Source organism: Devosia sp. SD17-2 (assembly GCF_029201565.1).
Classification (GTDB): Bacteria; Pseudomonadota; Alphaproteobacteria; order Rhizobiales; family Devosiaceae; genus Devosia.
Genome location: NZ_CP104002.1, coordinates 2,288,977 through 2,307,083, shown reverse-complemented (window position 1 = coordinate 2,307,083; position 18,107 = coordinate 2,288,977). Strand labels below are relative to the sequence as shown.

17 protein-coding genes are annotated in these 18,107 nt (G+C 62.4%); 12 read left to right on the top strand and 5 right to left on the bottom strand.

The features are described from left to right. Positions 1 to 6: 6 nt before the first annotated feature. Together NYQ88_RS11310 and NYQ88_RS11305 are read right to left on the bottom strand one after the other, a co-directional pair. Positions 7 to 681 carry a L,D-transpeptidase gene (locus tag NYQ88_RS11310; protein ID WP_275651245.1) on the bottom strand — a complete coding sequence of 225 codons (675 nt, stop codon included), beginning with the start codon at positions 679 to 681 and terminating at the stop codon, positions 7 to 9. Then, a complete protein-coding gene (locus NYQ88_RS11305; protein ID WP_275651244.1) occupies positions 678 to 2,342 on the bottom strand; it encodes a penicillin-binding protein 2 in 1,665 nt (554 codons plus the stop codon). The genes NYQ88_RS11310 and NYQ88_RS11305 overlap by 4 nt, the downstream gene beginning before the upstream one ends. A 234-nt stretch (positions 2,343 to 2,576) precedes the next feature. On the opposite strand from NYQ88_RS11305, the gene NYQ88_RS11300 reads away from it, so the two are divergent. From NYQ88_RS11300 to NYQ88_RS11270, 7 genes are all read left to right on the top strand, one after another. Continuing rightward, the gene (locus NYQ88_RS11300; protein WP_345774588.1) at positions 2,577 to 3,023 is read left to right on the top strand and encodes a MarR family transcriptional regulator; all 447 of its coding nucleotides are present in this window, start codon (positions 2,577 to 2,579) and stop codon (positions 3,021 to 3,023) included. A 311-nt stretch (positions 3,024 to 3,334) separates the two neighbouring features. Continuing rightward, positions 3,335 to 4,291 carry a LysR family transcriptional regulator gene (locus tag NYQ88_RS11295; RefSeq protein ID WP_275651243.1) on the top strand — a complete coding sequence of 319 codons (957 nt, stop codon included), beginning with the start codon at positions 3,335 to 3,337 and terminating at the stop codon, positions 4,289 to 4,291. 132 nt (positions 4,292 to 4,423) lie between these two features. Continuing rightward, positions 4,424 to 5,455, top strand: coding sequence for an extracellular solute-binding protein (locus NYQ88_RS11290; protein WP_275651242.1), 1,032 nt, complete (start codon positions 4,424 to 4,426; stop codon positions 5,453 to 5,455). Between the two features lie 23 nt (positions 5,456 to 5,478). Beyond that, positions 5,479 to 6,345, top strand: a complete 867-nt coding sequence (locus tag NYQ88_RS11285) for an ABC transporter permease (RefSeq protein ID WP_275651241.1) — start codon at positions 5,479 to 5,481, stop codon at positions 6,343 to 6,345. Beyond that, positions 6,342 to 7,133 (top strand): ABC transporter permease, encoded by a 792-nt coding sequence (locus NYQ88_RS11280; protein WP_275651240.1) that lies wholly within the window; start codon positions 6,342 to 6,344, stop codon positions 7,131 to 7,133. The genes NYQ88_RS11285 and NYQ88_RS11280 overlap by 4 nt, the downstream gene beginning before the upstream one ends. Then, positions 7,133 to 8,233 carry an ABC transporter ATP-binding protein gene (locus NYQ88_RS11275; RefSeq protein ID WP_275651239.1) on the top strand — a complete coding sequence of 367 codons (1,101 nt, stop codon included), beginning with the start codon at positions 7,133 to 7,135 and terminating at the stop codon, positions 8,231 to 8,233. The genes NYQ88_RS11280 and NYQ88_RS11275 overlap by 1 nt, the downstream gene beginning before the upstream one ends. Positions 8,234 to 8,247: 14 nt before the next feature. Then, positions 8,248 to 9,006: a 5-formyltetrahydrofolate cyclo-ligase gene (locus NYQ88_RS11270; protein ID WP_275651238.1), complete on the top strand. Its 759-nt coding sequence runs from the start codon at positions 8,248 to 8,250 to the stop codon at positions 9,004 to 9,006. Positions 9,007 to 9,100: 94 nt separating this feature from the next. Here the strand turns inward: NYQ88_RS11270 and NYQ88_RS11265 are convergent, their stop codons facing one another. Beyond that, a complete protein-coding gene (locus tag NYQ88_RS11265; protein WP_275651237.1) occupies positions 9,101 to 9,739 on the bottom strand; it encodes a DUF1028 domain-containing protein in 639 nt (212 codons plus the stop codon). 153 nt (positions 9,740 to 9,892) lie between these two features. Between NYQ88_RS11265 and NYQ88_RS11260 the strand changes: the two genes are divergently transcribed. The 5 genes from NYQ88_RS11260 (at position 9,893) to NYQ88_RS11240 (ending at position 15,939) form a co-directional block, all read left to right on the top strand. Then, the gene (locus NYQ88_RS11260; protein WP_275654907.1) at positions 9,893 to 11,440 is read left to right on the top strand and encodes an ABC transporter substrate-binding protein; all 1,548 of its coding nucleotides are present in this window, start codon (positions 9,893 to 9,895) and stop codon (positions 11,438 to 11,440) included. Between the two features lie 155 nt (positions 11,441 to 11,595). After that, positions 11,596 to 12,543 carry an ABC transporter permease gene (locus NYQ88_RS11255; RefSeq protein ID WP_275651236.1) on the top strand — a complete coding sequence of 316 codons (948 nt, stop codon included), beginning with the start codon at positions 11,596 to 11,598 and terminating at the stop codon, positions 12,541 to 12,543. Beyond that, the gene (locus tag NYQ88_RS11250; protein ID WP_275651235.1) at positions 12,540 to 14,330 is read left to right on the top strand and encodes a dipeptide/oligopeptide/nickel ABC transporter permease/ATP-binding protein; all 1,791 of its coding nucleotides are present in this window, start codon (positions 12,540 to 12,542) and stop codon (positions 14,328 to 14,330) included. The genes NYQ88_RS11255 and NYQ88_RS11250 overlap by 4 nt, the downstream gene beginning before the upstream one ends. After that, complete coding sequence (locus NYQ88_RS11245; protein ID WP_275651234.1) at positions 14,327 to 15,136, top strand: ATP-binding cassette domain-containing protein; 810 nt, start codon at positions 14,327 to 14,329, stop codon at positions 15,134 to 15,136. The genes NYQ88_RS11250 and NYQ88_RS11245 overlap by 4 nt, the downstream gene beginning before the upstream one ends. Further along, positions 15,133 to 15,939 carry an FCD domain-containing protein gene (locus tag NYQ88_RS11240; RefSeq protein WP_275651233.1) on the top strand — a complete coding sequence of 269 codons (807 nt, stop codon included), beginning with the start codon at positions 15,133 to 15,135 and terminating at the stop codon, positions 15,937 to 15,939. The genes NYQ88_RS11245 and NYQ88_RS11240 overlap by 4 nt, the downstream gene beginning before the upstream one ends. A 179-nt stretch (positions 15,940 to 16,118) precedes the next feature. Here NYQ88_RS11240 and NYQ88_RS11235 read toward each other — a convergent pair whose 3' ends face one another. Beyond that, positions 16,119 to 16,844, bottom strand: a complete 726-nt coding sequence (locus NYQ88_RS11235; protein ID WP_275651232.1) for a FadR/GntR family transcriptional regulator — start codon at positions 16,842 to 16,844, stop codon at positions 16,119 to 16,121. Between the two features lie 90 nt (positions 16,845 to 16,934). Beyond that, positions 16,935 to 18,107, bottom strand: coding sequence for an aminotransferase class V-fold PLP-dependent enzyme (locus NYQ88_RS11230; RefSeq protein ID WP_275651231.1), 1,173 nt, complete (start codon positions 18,105 to 18,107; stop codon positions 16,935 to 16,937).

Sequence of the window (18,107 nt, the reverse complement as noted above, 5' to 3'; positions counted from 1 at the left end):
GCTCCCTCAGACGACAAGCAGCGGGGAGCCGCTGCGAACGCTGTTGTACAGATGGATGATATCCTGCGGCAACAGACGGACGCACCCGCTCGAGATCGCCTGACCGATCGTGCGCTCGTCAGAATTGCCATGAATGCGATAGAGAGTGTCCTGATTGCCCTTGTGGATATAGAGCGCCCTCGGACCCATCGGATTATCGGGGCCTGGCTCCATGCCATGTCGATAGATCTCGAGTTCGGGATGCCGTTTGATCATGTCGGAGGGCGGTGTCCAGGTCGGCCACGCGCGTTTGTAGGCGATGTGCGCCCTCCCCGACCAGGCAAAGCCCGCGGCGCCAATGCCGACGCCATAGCGCATGGCACGGCCATTATCTCCGACATGATAGAGAAAACGGTCGGTGGTATCGACCACCACGGTTCCCGGTCGTTCGCCGGTCGGATCCGCGACCTCCTGTCGCCAGAAGCGCTCCGGAACCAAAGCCATGTTGGATGCGCGTATGGGGAAGCGGTCATCGAGCACCGCGCCATACATGAGCGCGACATCTGGAGGTACGGATCTGCCGGAGCCTGCGGACGCCTGAGTTGACTTAGCCGGTCCAGCGGTCGTGGTGCAGCCGGCAATCGAAGTTGCAAGCATGGCTGCGGAGCCGGTCAGGAAGAACCGGCGCGTAACATGTGTCATATCTGTGCTCTTGTCGTTTCGTGTGGAATAAAGCCGTCATCGATCGGCCCATCGGTTAGCTCAGCGGTAGGAAAGTTCACCCAGTCCGACGGCAGCACTTTCAGCATCGGCGCGACGCGCGCGATGATCCTGCCGGTCATGTCGCCAGCGTTATAGGCCGCTGTCCTTCCGGTGCCTGGGGCTTCCGGTTTGGGCTCGTCCACCATGATCACCATGGCAAATCGAGGGGCATCCAATGGAAATGCCGAGGAGAAAAAGGTCGTAACCAGATCGTTGGAGTACCGGCCCGCCACAACCTTCTCCGCGGTCCCCGTCTTGCCGCCGAGCCGGAAGCCATCGGCGAGCGCATTGGCCCGACGCGCTGATCCCTCCAACGCATTGAGGCGAAGCAAGTAGCGCATCTGCAGGCTCGTCTTCGCACTCAGGACACGCTTCGACGGATCTGCGCTCTGGTCCCCGTCCTGCCTGAGCAGTGTGGGTTGCAACAGATAACCGCCGTTAACGAGGGCTGCGGTCGCTCTGAGCATCTGGATGGGCGTGACGCTCAGCCCGTGGCCAAAGGAAATAGTCGCTGCAGCGACCTCCGACAAAGGATTGGGAACGACGGGCGCGGTGACCTCCGGCAACTCGATTTTCGGTGCCGCGTCAAAACCCATTCGGGTGAGGGACGCCCTGAATTTGTCCTTGCCCATGGCTTGCGCGATGCGCACGGTGCCGATGTTGGAGGAATAGACGAGCACCTCGGGGACAGTGAGCATCCGATGCTTGCCGTAATAGTCCGAGATGGCGAACCGACCGAAACGAACCGGCGTGCGCGCATCGACGCTGTCGCCGAGTGTAATCGCCCCCGCGTCCAGCGCAGCCGCGATTGTCACCGGCTTGAAGATCGAGGCAGGCTCGAACTTGCCGGCGGTGATCCGATTGAATCGTCCCTTCTCCAGCATGGTCGCTGGCTGATTGGGATCGAAATCGGGAAGCGAGGCCATCGCAATCACTTCACCGGTATGAACGTCAACCAGAGCCCCGGCAGATGCAGTGGCAGAGTAACGGATCATGGCATCTTCAAGCTCTGCATGAAGAACGTTCTGGACACGCATGTCGATTGACAGGCGAACGGGCTCCATTGCCGTATCGCGTGCCAATCCGATAGAATGGAGCAGGTCGAGGTCGAACGCCTTGTCGATATAGGCTTCAATGCCGGCAATGCCGCCATTGTCGATGTTGACGCCTCCGAGAACATGCGCTGCCTGGCGGAAGCCAGGATAAAACCGTCTTGTTTCAACCAGGAAATCCAGGCCCGGAATTCCCTGGTGCATCATCGCCTTTTCCACCTGCGGTGTCAGTTCCCTGGCGATCCAGGCGAAGCCGCTCTGGCTGTCGAGGCGCTTCCGCAGCCAGCGTGTATCAAGGTGAGGCAGCACCCTGGTGATCGCCTGGGCGGCCTCCTCCACGTCGATGATGTTCCTGGGCTCGGCAAAGAGCGATGGGGCGCGAATGTCGAGGGCCATGGGTACGCCGTTCCGATCCAGGATCGTCGGGCGGGAAGCCAGCGTCGCGTTGAGGACGCGCCCGTCTACGCGTTGCGGCGCTTCCAGCGTCCCGAACCAGACAAGGCGGCCGACGACAACGCCGAAAGCCAGGATCATCACCCAGACCGCCATGCGGAGGCGAGCTTTGGTGACGTCGAGGTTTTCCTTGCGTTTGCCGGAAATGGTAATCGATATACCTGTTTCGTCACTGCTATGAACGGCAGCGGAATAGGCTTTTGTTAAACGCATTGACTACTCTGGCCCCGACCGTCGACAGCCCGCACAACGCGATGTGCGCTCATGCATGAAATAAAGTTAGCATGCTGATTATCAGCATGCTTGTCAAATTGCGCCGAGGAAGAACACGTGAACTTGAAAGCCCTGCCAGGGCACTTGGCCCGGCGTTTCCATCAGATTTCGAATGCGCTTTTTGATCAGGAAATGCGGGAGGCCGGATTGCCGCTGACCCCGATCCAGTATGCGGCGCTGGTCGCGATACGGGACAACCCGGAAATTGATCAGGTGACCCTGGCCGGTCTGATCGCCTATGATCGCACGACAATCAGCGGCGTCATCGACAGGCTTGCCGAAAAGGGTCTGATCACCCGTGTCGCAAGCAGCATCGATAGAAGAGCGAAGCTCCTGACCCTGTTGGACGAGGGTTCCAGCGTGCTTGCGGTGGCCGATCCGGTGGTGCAGCGGTCACAGGAGCGCTTGGTGCAATGCCTGGCGCCGTCGGAGGTTGATCAGTTGAACGCACTTCTGGGGAAAGTTGTCGACTCGATGGGCAACGTCAGCAGAACCGGCCGCTAGCAGGGGAAACGAGGAAACGTTGTGGCCGACTGGCGCGGCAACCGAGTTATGGTCAGGGAAGTCGTTCAACCGCAGCGACCTCCCTCGCCGTCGACGCCCTGAGACCGGTCAAGGTCGGAGAGGCATGATGCTCCTGCCAACTGCACGAGCACTCTCAGCCAAGCGCCCATTGCGGCTGTGGAAACAACACCCAGGCCATAATCGAGAGCGTATAACACCATGGTTAGGTGACGCTGCTGTGTGGCAGACAGGGCGCTCCCCGGCCCCGATCGGTTGGGGCGATCAGGCAGCATTGGTGAGCTGGTATGACGATGAATGGCAGATCTAACTTCTTCGGCCTCAGCTTGCACGATCTCGATATCCTGCGCCGCTTGCTGACGGTGCGAAGCGTTTCCGGCGTTGCCACCCAACTGGGACAAAGCCAGCCCTCGATCAGCGCCATCCTGCGGAGACTGCGCGATATTTTCGGCGACCCCCTCCTCGTTCGGTCCGGCCAGAAAATGGTCCTCACCGAGAAGGGAATGCTGGTTTCGGCCCAGGTCGAAGCGCTGATGAATGGTTTTGTCGAGCTGCTGGAGTCGGACGAAACCTTCGACCCCGCCACCTCAGAGCGCACCATTCGCATCGCCGCAGCGACCTCCTTCGAATTCTTCCTCGTGCCCCATCTCATCACCGAATTGAGCCGGATCGCACCGCGCTGCCGACTGGAGCTCTTCGTTCCAACCTTGCAGAGCGGTCTCGAAACCGAGCGCGAATCTGGGGGCCTAGACGCCATTGTTGGCAATTGGCCGGTTCCGCCGCCCCATCTCAAGCACATGCCCCTGGCGACCGCCGAGCTCGCCTGTCTTGTCTGCGCGTCCCATCCCTTCCCCGCCGGAACGCAATTGACGCTGGAAGACTATCTCCGGCTTGGCCACATCTCGCCCTCGTCTCCGCAGGATCTCTCCATCAGCCCGATCGACGGCATGCTGGCCCGGCTGGGCCATGAGCGGCGTGTCGTCATCTCCGTGCCCGATTACGCCATCATCCCCCAATTGCTCGCTGGCACACAGCATGCCTTCACGGTCGGTCGCCGCTATGCCGAGCACGTCAGCGAGGGTGGAAAACTCAAAATTCTTCTGATGCCTGAGGAGCTTGGGGTTATGGCCTTCTACCTCCTCTGGCACGAGCGATCGCAGTCCAGCCGCTACCATCGCTGGCTACGCGACACCATCCGACGCCTGGTCCGCGAGCGCGATGTCTTGGCAGTTCCCGTCGATAGGCCATAAGCAATCAGTTATGACTCCTATATTGGATGGGCAACTTTTCCTGTCTGGGTGCCCTGCCTAGTCTGAGCCCAACGTGCCTTTGCGAGTGGGCGCGGGATCAGCGTTATGACCAAATCAACACAGCAGGGAATTATGAAACGCATCGCTTGTTACGCGGCAGTGACCGCAGTGAGCCTTTTCCCGTGCCTGCCGGCTTTCGCGCAGGACTACTCGGGCCGCACTCTCGTCGTCGGCACCTGGGGCGGCGATATCGAACGCCTCCTCAAGGAACATGTTGCCGGCCCGCTCGAAGCCAAGACAGGCGCCAAGGTGGAATTTCTGCTCGGCGGCAGCGGTGATCGTCTCTCCAAGATGGTCGCTGAGCGCAATAACCCCACCATGGATGTGACCTTCCAGAACATCTATGAAGCGCCAAACGCGCTCAAGGAAGGGCTCGTCGTTGCGCCTGACGCCGCTCTCGTTCCCGCCGCGGCCGATGTCTGGGCCGGCATGAACGATGGCTGCTATGCCATGAGCCTCGTTGGCCTTGGCATTGCTTACAGCAAGGCAGTTTTCCCCGAGGCTCCCGAATGGGCAGACCTCTGGAACCCTGAGCTCAAGGGCAAGATGGCTTATGCCCCCTACCCGAGTTCGGAAGGCGACGGCATGCTCGCCGTGGCCGCACGTATTGCCGGTGTGGACGAGTCCAACCCTGATGCAGCCTTCGCAAAGCTAGCAGAACTCGGCGCCCCGATGCTGACCTACAACAGCCTCGATGAAGTTCTCACCCTGATGGATGCCGGCGAAATCGCCGCCGCGCCGATGATTTCGGGCTATGTGATTTCGAACCTCGAGAATTACGAAGGTATCGGTTTCGTGTTCCCGAAGGATCCGGGTCCCGTGCTCGTGCGCGACATGGTCTGCCAGGTTGCCAACAGCCCAGAGCCTGAACTGGCCCAGATGTTCATCGATCTGGCGCTCGGCGTTGATACCCAGACTGCATATGCACAGCAGGTGAACTTCGGCCCGACCAATTCCAAGGTCGTCCTGTCCGATGAAGAAGCGGCTCGCGTGATCAATACGCCCGAAGAAGTCGACAGCCTGCTCCAGCTCGACTGGGAATATGTCATCACCCAGCGTTCCGATTGGACCGACCGCTGGAACAAGCAGATCCTTGGTCAGTAATCGACCGTAATTAGGACAGTGCATTGAACCAGACACCGGACATCTCCCCGACCACCACGGCGCTTCTCGTCGCGCCTGCGGCCGTGCTGATGTTCGGTGTCTTTGTTCTGCCATTTCTGTTTCTGGTGGTGCTGAGCTTCTGGAGCCAGGTTCCCGGCTCGCTCAGCCTCGACACCTCATTCACCCTCGCCAATTACGTCCGCATCTTCACCGACAGCTATTATCTCGGCGGTCTGTGGACGACACTTTGGCTGAGCGGCTTCGTCACCCTCGTCTGCCTGCTTCTTGCCCTGCCACTTGCGCGCTGGATCGTGCTGCATGCCGGCCGAGCCAAGGGCCTTCTCATCGGCATTTCCATCCTGCCGCTGATCTGCGGCGCACTGCTGCCGACCTTGGGCCTCGTCAATCTCTTGAGCCCGCTCGGCTTCATCAATGGCGCGCTCAAATCCATGGGGCTTATCCAGTCGAGCCTGCCGCTGCTCGGAAATATCACCGGCGTCACCATCGGCCTCGTCCAGGCCTTCCTGCCGCTGATGGTCCTCCCGCTGATCAACACCATTGAACGCATTCCGCACGACTATGAGATGGCCGCCATGTCCCTTGGCGCTTCGCCACTCGTCGTCTGGCGGCGAGTGCTGCTGCCACTGATGCTTCCGGGCATCGTGGCCGGCAGCCTCCTCGTTTTCTGCGCTGCGCTGACCGCCTTCGTCACGCCGCAGATCCTGGGCCAGGGTAAGGTCATCACCTTCGCCTCACTCGCCTACCAGCAGGCCGCCATGGTGCTCGACTGGCCTTTCGCCTCGGCACTCGGCATTGTCATGCTGATGTTCCTCGCCCTCGCCGGCGTTCTCGGCGCGCTGATCTCCCGCCGCCTTGCGAGGGCCTCATGACATCCCGCTTCAGCAAGGCCCTGTTGCTCGCTGGCGTCCTTGCCATCCTGCTCTTCCTGCTCGCCCCGATCATCGTGCTGATCTTTTCGGCCTTTGATGGCGGCAATATCTTCCGCTTCCCGCCGCGCTCCTATTCGCTGCGCTGGTTCGAGGAAGCCTTCAACCACAACGAATACAAGAGCAGTCTCTGGATCAGCACGATCCTCGGCGTCATCTCGACAGCCATTGCCGTGGGGCTTTCCAGCCTCGCCGCCTTTGGCCTTGTACGCGGCAAGCCGAGCTATCGCCTGGCGCTCGAAGTGCTGCTGCTCGCTCCGCTCACCCTGCCGCTCGTCGTCTGGGCGATCGCCCTGCTCTCGATCTATGCACAGCTGGGCATCAACGGCACCCTGCCCGGCTTGATCCTGGCGCATGTGACCATCACCATGCCCTTTGCCGCGCGCATCATGATCGCCACCTTCGACGAGATCGACCCGCGCCTCGAAGCGGCGGCCAAGAGCCTCGGCGCCTCTCCCTGGCATGTCGTGCGCCGTGTCACCCTGCCGCTAGCCATGCCGGGCCTCCTCTCCAGTACAGCCATTGCCTTCCTCGTCTCGTTCAACGACGTCGTGGTGACCACTCTCATCGCCGGAGCCGGCTGGATCACTTTCCCTGTCCGCACCTTCTCGCGGCTGCGCACCGAGGGCATTGACCCGACGACCATAGCCATTGCGGCGATGATCGTCGCCTTCACCGTTATCGTGATCGTGCTCGGCCAGCGCCTCTTCCAGCTTTCAAGGCGGTTCTGATGACCGGATCTCCCTATCTTCGCATCCGCTCGGTCAAGAAGAGCTACAAAGGCACTATGGCCCTGCATGGGATCGACCTCGACGTCGAACAGGGTGCCTTCGTCTCCCTGCTCGGCCCCAGCGGTTGCGGCAAGTCCACCCTGCTGCAGATCATGGCCGGCCTGCTCGAACCTGATAACGGCGCCATCGAGCTCGGCGGCGAAGACATCACGACGCTTCCCCCCTGGAAGCGCAATATTGGGCTCGTCTTCCAGAACTACGCTCTCTTTCCCCATCTCTCCATTCGCCAGAATGTCCGCTTCGGCCTCGACATGCTGGGCATGGACCGCGCCGAGGCGGAAAAGCGCGTAGATGAATCCCTTGCCATGGTCGGCCTTGATCCTGCCCTGAGCCGCAAGCCGGGCGAGCTGTCCGGGGGCCAGCAGCAGCGCGTGGCAATCGCCCGCGCCATTGCCATCCGCCCACGCCTGCTTCTGCTTGATGAGCCGCTGTCAAACCTCGATGCCGTGCTGCGCCACAAGGTGCGCCTTGAACTGCGCGAACTGCACGACCGCACCGGCATCACCACGATCATGGTCACCCACGATCAGGCCGAGGCTCTCGCCACCTCCGACAAGATCGCGGTGATGAATGCAGGTCGCGTGCTCCAGTATGAGGCGCCCGAGACTCTCTACCGTGCCCCGGCGACATCCTATATCGCCGGCTTTATCGGCAGCCCGCCGGCCAATCTTTTGCCGCTGACCGCCCGCACGGAAGACAGCTGGACCATGGCCAATGGCCAGATCTGGCGCCCCGCGATCGAACTCACCCCGCAGGCGTCCGGCCTGAAGCCAGGCAAGCCGTGCCTCATGGCGCTGCGCCCCGAAGCGCTTGCCATTGCCGCCACTGGCGAGGGCGGCCTGCCGGCCCGCGTCTCTGCCATCGAGTTCGTCGGCGGTGATCGCCTCGTCCACGTCGAGGCCGGCAGCACGCGCCTAACCGTGCGCACGACCACCGACCAGGCCATTGCCGGGCCAGAAATTCTGCTTTTCCCGCCGCAGCAGCCGCCACTCCTGTTCGATGCGAGCAGTGGTCTGCGGCTTGGGAACACTGCTACCTAATGATGGAGATTGTGATGACCGATCGTGGTCGCTGGGCGGGTCGCAACCCTGCCAAAGACGAGTTGCGCAATGCCATCTGGGATCAGTTGGTTGCGGACGGCGTGGCCATCGGCCCTGCCCGCAGCCATATCCCCAATTTCACCGGCGCCGACAATGCCGCCTGGCACATGACCCAGATTCCCGCCTGGAAGACGGCCAAGGCAGTCAAGGTCAACCCGGACTCCGCGCAATATTCCCTGCGCCTGCGCGCCCTCTATGAAGGCAAGACGCTCTATTGCCCGGTGCCCGAGCTGGTCCAGAGTGCACCCTATGTCCGCATCGATCCGGCCGTGCTGCAGGAAAAGGGCATCACCTTTGAACTCGCCGCCAGCCACCAGGGCTATATGCACCATGGCGAGCGCATCGAATTCACCGACATTCCCGAGCTCGATTTCTGCGTCTTCGGTTCCGTCGCGGTCACGCGCCAGGGCGCCCGCACCGGCAAGGGCGGCGGCTTTGCTGATCTCGAGGCCGGCGTGCTCAACGAGCTCGGCCGCATCCGTCCCGATACCCCGCTGGTCACCAGCGTCCACTCCACCCAGGTCGTGCCCGATGGCGATATCGTCATGATGCACTTCGACTGCTGGATGGACTATGTCGCCACCGAGAAAGAGTTGATCACCACAAATAGCCAGCACACCCGCCCCAAGGGAATCTCCTGGGAAAATGTGCAGCCCGATCAGTTCGAATCCATCCCCTTCCTGCGCGAATTGCAGGCCAATTCCGCCCAATAGCGCCGGTTTTCTGCCCGCGACCTGCGCATGCCACAAGCATCGGACCAATCGGCCCGATGCTTTTTCTATGGCGCGGCCCGGCTCAAAGAAGTGGTCAGCGCCGCGGCACCTCGGCGAAAAACGCAGCATAGGGGCCGGCGACGGTTCTCTCGAGCAAATCTTCCAGCGCCGCCAGCGGGTTGTCCGAAAAATCTACCCGAAGATCGATATCGGCATACGCCTGATCTCCCTGCACGCGCAACGCCGCCGAACTGATGCCGCGGCTGTCACCCCCGGCCGCCTCGCCGGCCTGCATGGCGGCCACCAGCGCCCGCGCAAATCCGCTACCCAGTGCCGACCGATAAGCCCCGATCATTGCCTCGAGAACCGCTGGCCCAACGAGCATATTGCCGGCCACACCGACGCCCGCATCGAGAACATGCCCGGCAAAGCCCGTGCACTCGTGCCCCGTCCAGCCCACGACACCGCCGGTCTTGTCGACCACAACGACCTGCCGGCGCTGCCGCCCATCATCACGCGCCAGCGCCCCCTCCAGCGCCCTGTCGGCCGACTGGTCGCCAAGCCTCTCAAGGGCATCGATCGCCAGATAGGGATTGGTCATGGCCTGCGTTGCTGCCGCCCCAAATCCCTGACGCGTATGGGGCACCAGCGCGCCCACGGCCGGACCGCCCGTTGCCGTAGCCACGCCGAATGCACCGGTCTCGGGGTCGCGGGCAACGATGGAAAAAGTCATGCGGTCATCCTCATGGAACTTCTATTTATCATCATAAATTGACAGTCGGCAAATTTATGATGATAAATTATCAAGCCCGTCTTCCACGGTCCGCACCGCAAGACAAGGGCGAGGGAACGCAAGGAGGAAACGATGATCCGTCACTGGAAAGGCATGGCGTCCGCGCTGCTCGCCGCAACTGCTCTCACCCTGGCCGCTCCGGCCATGGCCCAGACTCCCCCCAACATTCTCGTCGTCGGCCAGATCGCCGAGCCCGCCTCGCTCGACCCGCATGTGTCGACGGCATCAAACGACTTCCGCATCGCGGTTAACATTTACGACGGCCTTGTGCGCAATGCGCCGGGTACGCTCGAGATCGAACCGGCACTGGCGACCGACTGGACCATTTCCGAGGACGGCCTCGAATACACATTCAACCTGCGCGACGGCGTCACCTTCCACGATGGCACCCCGTTCAACGCCGAGGCGGTGAAGTTCAACTTCGACCGCATGCTGGACGAAAACCACGCCTTTGCCTCGACCGGCCCCTTCCCCCTCGCCTTCTTCTTTTCGGCAGTCGAGACAGTCGAGGTGGTCGATGATCTGACGGTGAAATTCACCCTCAACGAGCCGTTCGCGCCGTTCATGTCGAACCTCGCCTCGCCCACCGGCCTCATCGTCTCCCCCGCCGCCGTCGAAGCCTCCGGCGCTGACTATGGCCGCAATCCCGTGGGCACCGGCCCCTTCAAATTCGAGGAATGGCAGTCCAATACCCGCGTCGTCGCCTCGCGCAATGACGCCTATTGGGATGGTGCGCCGGCGCTTGAGGCCGTCATCTTCCGCCCCATCACCGACGCCAATACCCGCGTTGCCGAAATGCTCTCGGGCGGCATTGATGTGCTGCTCGAAACGCCGCCCGACAATGTCGCCCAGTTCCGGAACGACGCCAATTACCAGGTCGTTGAGGCCGTCGGCCCGCATGTCTGGTACGTCATGCTCAATGCCAAGGAAGGCCCGTTTGCCGATGTCCGCGTGCGCCAGGCGGTGAACTACGCGGTCAACAAGGAAAGCCTCGTCACCGACGTGCTCCAGGGCACCGCCGAAGTTTCCGCCGGCCCCATCCCGCCCGCCTTCAACTGGGCCTATAATGAGGATGTCGCGCCCTATCCCTATGACCCGGAAAAGGCCAAGGCGCTGCTTGCCGAAGCCGGGGCCGAAGGCGCTTCGCTCACCTTCCTCGTCACCGAGGGCGGCTCGGGCATGCTGGACCCGGTCCCCATGGGCACCGCCATTCAGGCCGATCTTGCCGCCGTCGGGCTCAATGTCGAGATCAAGACCTATGAGTGGAACACCTTCCTTTCGGAAGTGAACCCCGGCCTCGAAGGCAAGGGCGACATGGCAGAAATGGCCTGGATGACCTCCGACCCGGACACCCTGCCCTTCCTCACTTTGCGCACCGCTGCCTTCCCGGCTGAAGGGGGCTTTAATTCCTCCTACTACTCCAATCCGGAAGTGGACGCCCTGCTCGATCAGGCCCGTCTCGCTACCGATCCGGCCGAACGCGGCGAACTCTATAAGCAGGTCCAGGCCATCACCCACGAGGATGCCCCCTGGCTCTTCGTCGCCAACTGGAAGCAGAACGCCGTCGTCACCAGCGCCGTCGGCGATTTCGAACTCCAGCCCGACTTCAGCCTCGTCCTGCGGGATGTGACCAAGCAGTAGGGCACCGCCACCCAACTTCCCCTGTGAAGGGGGAGGAGCCCGGCAGTGGCTCACCAGCACTTCGGCAAACGCGATCCGTCCCTCCCCCTTCCCAGGGGGAGGCTAGGTGGGGGTACTCTTTCCCACCCCCACCGCCGCACAAGGAGGACCCGACCATGACCGCCTATATCGGCAAGCGTCTGCTGGCCGCCATTCCCGTCATTTTGGGCCTCTCCATCATCGTCTTCTTGGTGATGAAGCTGATCCCAGGCGATCCGGCCCAGGCGCTGCTCGGCTCCTATGCCACGCCGGACAATGTCGCGCGCATCAATCGCGCCCTTGGCCTCGATCGCTCCTGGCCCGAGCAATATGTCATCTGGATCGGCAATCTCCTCCAGGGCGATTTCGGGCGCTCCTATATCCTCAATCGCCCCGTCCTCGATGAAGTGCTCGAACGCTTTTCGGCAACCCTTATCCTCGCCGGTGCCTCGCTCATCATCTGCTCGGTGCTCGGCATTCTGGCGGGCATCGTCTCGGCCGTGCGCCAGTTCGGCTGGACTGATCGCATCATCACCTTTTTCGTCCTCATCGGCATTTCCATGCCGGCCTTCTTCCTCGGCCTCGTATTCATTCTCTTCTTTGCCGTGCAATGGAAGCTGCTGCCGGCCTCTGGCATGTATGCGGTCTATGGCGGCGGCGATCTGCCCGATCTGCTCCGCCATCTGATCCTGCCCGCCTCCACCCTAGCCATTGTCGCCACCGGCGTGGTCGCCCGCCTCACCCGCGCCGCCATGCTCGAAGTCCTGCGCCAGGATTTCATCCGCACCGCGCGCGCCAAGGGCGTCTCCGAAAACAAGGTCATATATCGCCATGCCTTCCGGGCGGCCCTTGTCTCCATCATTCCGGTTCTGGGCATCCAGGCCGGCTTCGTTCTTGGCGGCGCCGTCTATATCGAAACCGTGTTCCAGTGGCCGGGCCTCGGACAGATGCTGGTCAAGGCCGTCTCCACCCGTGACCTGCTGCTGGTCCAGGGCGGCGTTCTCATTGCCGCCACCGTCTATGTGCTCGTCAATCTTCTGGCCGATGTTGCCCAGGCCATGATCGATCCGAGGCTCAAGGCATGACCGTGATCACCGCGCCCACCGCCCCGCCGCCACCCCGCAAGCGCCGCAGCAATTGGCAATTGCTCATGGCCAATCGCCTCGCCGCGGCCGGCCTCTTCATCTTCGGATTTGTCGTCATCCTGGCCCTGCTAGCTCCCGTCCTGCCGATCCCCAATCCGGACGTCACCGACCAGCCCAATCGTCTGCTGCCCCCGCTCAGCGAAGGCCACCTCCTGGGCACCGATCATCTGGGCCGGGATATCCTTTCGCGCCTTCTCTGGGGTACGCAGGTTTCCCTGCTTGTCGGCATCAGCGCCACCGCGCTTGCCGCCCTCTTCGGCTCGCTCATCGGCCTCGTCGCCGGCTATACGCGCGGCGCCACCGACAGTATTCTGATGCGCTTTGTCGATATGCTGATGGCCTTCCCCTATATCCTCTTGGCGATTGCCATCGTTGCAGCCTTGGGCCCGGGCCTTCTCAACGCGCTCTACGCCATTGCTCTGGTCAATATCCCCTTCTTTGCCCGCAACATACGCGGCGTCACCGTCTCCATCCGCAATCGCGAATTCGTTGACGCCGCGCGCCTCTCGGGCAAGAGCCACGCTGCCATTCTCTTCACCGAAGTCCTGCCCAATGTCCTTCCGGTGATTGTCATCACCATGTCCACCACCGTCGGCTGGATGATCCTTGAGACAGCGGGCCTCTCCTTCCTCGGCCTTGGCGCCCAGCCACCCACGTCAGATCTGGGGTCCATGCTCGGCCAGGCGCGCGCCCAGCTCTTCACCGCCCCTCATGCCTCGATCATTCCGGGCATCATGATCTTTGTTCTTGTCATGAGCATCAATCTGCTCGGCGACGGCATCCGGGACGTGCTTGATCCCCGCCTGCGCTCCGGCGCGCTGGACCGGCCCATGGCGGTCACGAAAATCGCGCGCGCGGCCACGCCGCCCGCAACGCTCGCCAATGCCCCTGCCCTCGTCGTCGATAACCTCTCGACCGGCTTTGACACCGGCGACACGATCACCCCCGCGGTGCGCGATATCAGCTTCCGGCTCGACAAGGGTGAATGCCTGGGCCTGATCGGGGAAAGCGGGTCGGGCAAGTCTGTCACCGCGCTCTCGCTCATGGGTCTGGTCGCCTCTCCACCTGGTGTCATCACCAATGGTGCGGTCTATATCGAGGGCAAGGATGTTCTCTCCCTCAAGGCGCAGGAGCTCATCGGCATGCGCGGCGCCCGTGTCACCTATGTCTTCCAGGACCCGCTGACCACGCTCCATCCCCTTTTCGTGGTCGGCGACCAGATCGCCGAATCCATCCTCGCCCACAAGCCCATCGGCAAGGCCGCCGCCCGGGCCCGCGCAGTCGAGCTCATGGAAACGGTCGGCATTCGCGACGCGGCGACCCGCGTCAACGCCTACCCCCATGAACTCTCCGGCGGCCAGCGCCAGCGCATCGGCATTGCCATGGCCCTTGCCAATGACCCCGACATCATCATTGCCGACGAGCCGACCACCGCGCTCGACGTCACCGTACAGGCCCGCATCCTCGAACTCCTGCAGGATCTGCGCCGCGAGCGTGGCCTTGCCCTCCTCCTCATCACCCATGATTTTGGCGTTGTCGCCCAGATCTGCGACCGGGTCGCGGTGATGAAAAATGGCGAGATCGTCGAACAGGGTGATGCCCAGGCTGTGCTGAAAAATCCCCAGCACAACTATACCAAGCGCCTCATTGCCTGCGTGCCCGAGCTTGGCGAAGGGCACGGCTTCCTCGACCGGGTCCGCCCGCTCTTTGCGGAGGCCCAATCATGACCGGCCCGGCCATTCAGATCCGAGATCTCGTCAAAACCTTTGGCGGCGGCACATCGCTGTTCGGTCGCAAGGCCAGTGAGGTCCAGGCCGTCAAAGGCATTTCCCTCGATCTCCAGCGCGGCGAAACCCTCGGCATTGTCGGGGAAAGCGGTTCAGGCAAATCGACCCTGGCGCGCATGCTCGTCGGGCTTGAGAAGCCAACCTCGGGCTCCATGCTGATCGATGGCAAGCCATGGGGCGATCTGGCCGCCGCTGGCTCGAAGGCCTTCGGGCGCACCATTCAATATGTCTTTCAGGACCCTGTGGCCTCGCTCAATCCCCGCAAGACCATCGGGGAAATCCTCGACGTGCCTCTGCGCCTCCTCTGTGGCTACGACGCCACGAAGCGCACCTTGCGCAAACGTCAGCTGATCGACGCCGTCCAGATGCCCGTCGACACGCTCGACCGTTACCCGCATGAATTCTCGGGCGGTCAGGCCCAGCGCATCGCCATAGCCCGCGCCCTGGCGGCCGAGGCATCCATCCTTGTCCTCGATGAACCGGTCAGCGCCCTCGACGTCTCCGTCCAGGCCCAGGTCCTGCTTCTCCTCCAGCAGCTGCGCGATGACCTTGGCCTCTCCTACCTTTTCATCAGCCACGACCTGGCTGTTGTCGAATCCGTATCCGATCGTGTTGCAGTCATGTATCTCGGTGAGGTGGTGGAAGTCGGTCCCGCGGCCCAGCTCTTCGCCGCCCCGCAGCATGATTATACGCGGTCGCTCATCGCCAGCGCCCCGCGCCTGACCGCATCGGATAACGCCGCATGAGCAAAGCCGAAGATACCGCTTCCTTCGCCATCAAGCCCCGGCGCAAGCGGACTGACGAGATCGTCGACGCGATCAAACGCATGATCGTCGAGCACGGCCTCGGCCCCGGTGACCGACTTCCGCAAGAACCCGATCTCATGGCCCAGTTCAGCGCCAGCAAAGGCACCGTCCGCGAAGCCCTGAAGGCGCTCGAGGTACAGGGGCTCATCTCTGTCCGCACCGGCCCCGGCGGCGGCGCCTTTATCGAGCGCATGTCCGAAGGCCGGGCAATGAGCCTCCTTTCGAACTTTCTCTTCGCCAAGAATCTCTCGATTGCCCATATCTACGAGATGCGCAAAGTGCTCGAGCCGCAGCTGGCCGCAAGCGCCACACCGAATATCGACGAGGCCGGCCTCAAGCGCCTTGAGGCAATCATCACCATTTATGATCACGAGCCCGCCGACCAGGCCGAGCGCTGGACACAGCGCATGGCCGAACTCGATTTCCACGGCGTGGTCGCCGAATACTCCGACAATCCGATCCTCGCCTTCACCTGTCGGTTCCTGCAGCGCCTCCTCAAGGACCTCACGGTCGCGCAGGACATCTATGTTCAGCCCGAACCAGTGTCGCGCGCCAGCGGAATCCGCCACCAGCGCGACCTCATTGCCGCCATGCGCCGCCGTGACGCGAGCGCCGCCGCCGATATTCTCGCCGAGCACATGCGCGAAGCCGAACAACACATGCTCGGCCTACAGGCCAGGCTGATGGACCGCTTCCTCACCGACGAGGCACCACCCAGCCCCCGAAAGCGCCGCGTCAGCTGACCAGATCCGCACACCTGGGCCCACGGGACTACCCAGTTGGTGGGACGCCACAGACATATAGATTGTCATGTTCCGGTGCCGGCCTGCCGCCAGTCTGTTGTCGGCCAGGGTGGCGTCGACCACGTCAGCCAGAACATCAGAGCCGGCTAGTGAGGACGACCCCCCGAAAACTGCGGGCTCTAGCCGCGTCTGTCGCCATCGATGATAGCCTGCACCTCCCGTTCGACGACATCGATGATCCGACCGATGGCATCCACTGCTCCATCGGGACTTTCTGCGACGATGGCGTCGGCAAGATCCCGATGGATCGGAAAGGACTCGAGACCAAAGGCATCAGCGGAAAAGGGCGAAGTCCCGCCGCGCTCAAGCGCATGGTCGAGATTGACCAGCAACTGGCCATACATCGGATTGCCTGAGGCGTCATAAATGGCCCCATGGAACGCATGATCCGCCTTGCGCCAGGGGCGACCGGCCTCGACGTCCTCGAGGAGCAATTCGCAAAGACGGGAAATTTCCGCGCGCTGGGTTCGCGTCGCCTTGATCGTCGCCTTTCGCACCACGTCGTTTTCGAGAGTCCGTCGAATTTCGAGGAGGCGCAGCAAAGCCTCGCCTTCGAGCCGGACCATGGTGGGCACGAGACCACGCGAGGTCTGCACCCGGGCCGTGAGATAGGTGCCATCGCCCCGGCGGCGACGAATGATGCCGAGCCCCTCCCAGCGATTGAGCGCCTCCCGGATCGTCGAACGACCAACACCGAGTGACGCCGCCAGCGACACTTCCGGCGGCAGGCGATCGCCGATTCCGAGACCGGAGCGCTCGACCATATCGGCAAGCGCGTCGAGGACAGCGGTGCCCCGCGTACGTGTCTCCAGCGGCTCGAGATAATCCAGGGGAGCCTGGCTCACGGCGTTATTCCTTCACATCGGCGCGGGCCCCTTTCACCACAGTTTGCGCCCTTTGTCAGCCCGGCCCCGCCAGTCCCCGACCGCGGCGCTCTAGAGCCCGAGCAGATCGGACAAGGCAGCGATCAACCTGTCCATCTGAGGACGCGAATTATACCCTTGGACGGAGAGTCGGGCGATGCAGTGGTCCTGCCATTTGAACACCGGCATCTCGATGCGGTAGCGCTCGAAAAGCTGCTTGTGAATTTCGGCCGTATCGCACTCGGGAATAGGCATGGCCACCATTTGTGGCGCCGAAAACTCCGGACTGCTGAGCGGCGCAAGACCCGTCAGTGCAGCGAGCTCGCGCGCTGTATCCTGAGCCAGAAGCCGGCAATGATCCGCAATTGATGTCCAGTCATTCTCCCTGCGAAACGCAATGGCCGACGGCACGGCGAGCCATGCGGAGGGGTCGCGCGTTCCCTGCATCTCGATCCCATCAATGAATGGAGAATTGCCAAATGCGCCGAGCGCGCCGGGTTCTTTGCTATCCGCGGTCCAACCATGGCTGATGACCAGCGGATCGAGCAGTCCCTGCGCTTCCGGCCGCGCATGGAGAAAGGCCGAACCCTTGGGCGACATCATCCATTTGTGGCAATTGCCCGCATAAAAATCGGCGCCGAGGGCATCGAGAGACAGCGGAATGTGACCTGGCGTATGCGCCCCATCGATGACCGACCATATGCCCCGCTTCCGTGCCTCGACTATCGACCGCTCAATCGGAAACACCAGCGCCGTCGGCGATGTGATGTGGCTGAGAAACAGCACCCGCGTCCGATCGGTCATGCCGGCGATGATCGCCTCGGTGAAGGCTTCCTCCGAGACGAACGGCATCGGCACCTTGACCACCACGATCTCCGCGCCGGTCTTCCGGCAAACATAGGCCCAGGTCTTTTCGAGCGCCGAATATTCGTGATCCGTGGTCAGGATCTGGTCGCCGGGCTGGAGCTGCAGCGATTGGGCCACGATGTTGAGACCGCTCGTGGCATTGATCACCGCCGCCAGATTCGCTGGAGCCGATCCAAGTTCGGCGGCGACGGCCTCCCGCGGCACCCGCATCATCTCGTTGAGCCGGCGCCCGAGGAATTCGACCGGCTCGCCCTCGAGCTCGAGCTGAAAGGCCTGATAGGTTTCAAAAACCGGCCGGGGACAGGCGCCGAATGACCCGTGGTTGAGAAATGTCACGTCCTCACGCAGGAGGAACTGACGGGCAAGATTTTCGGACAC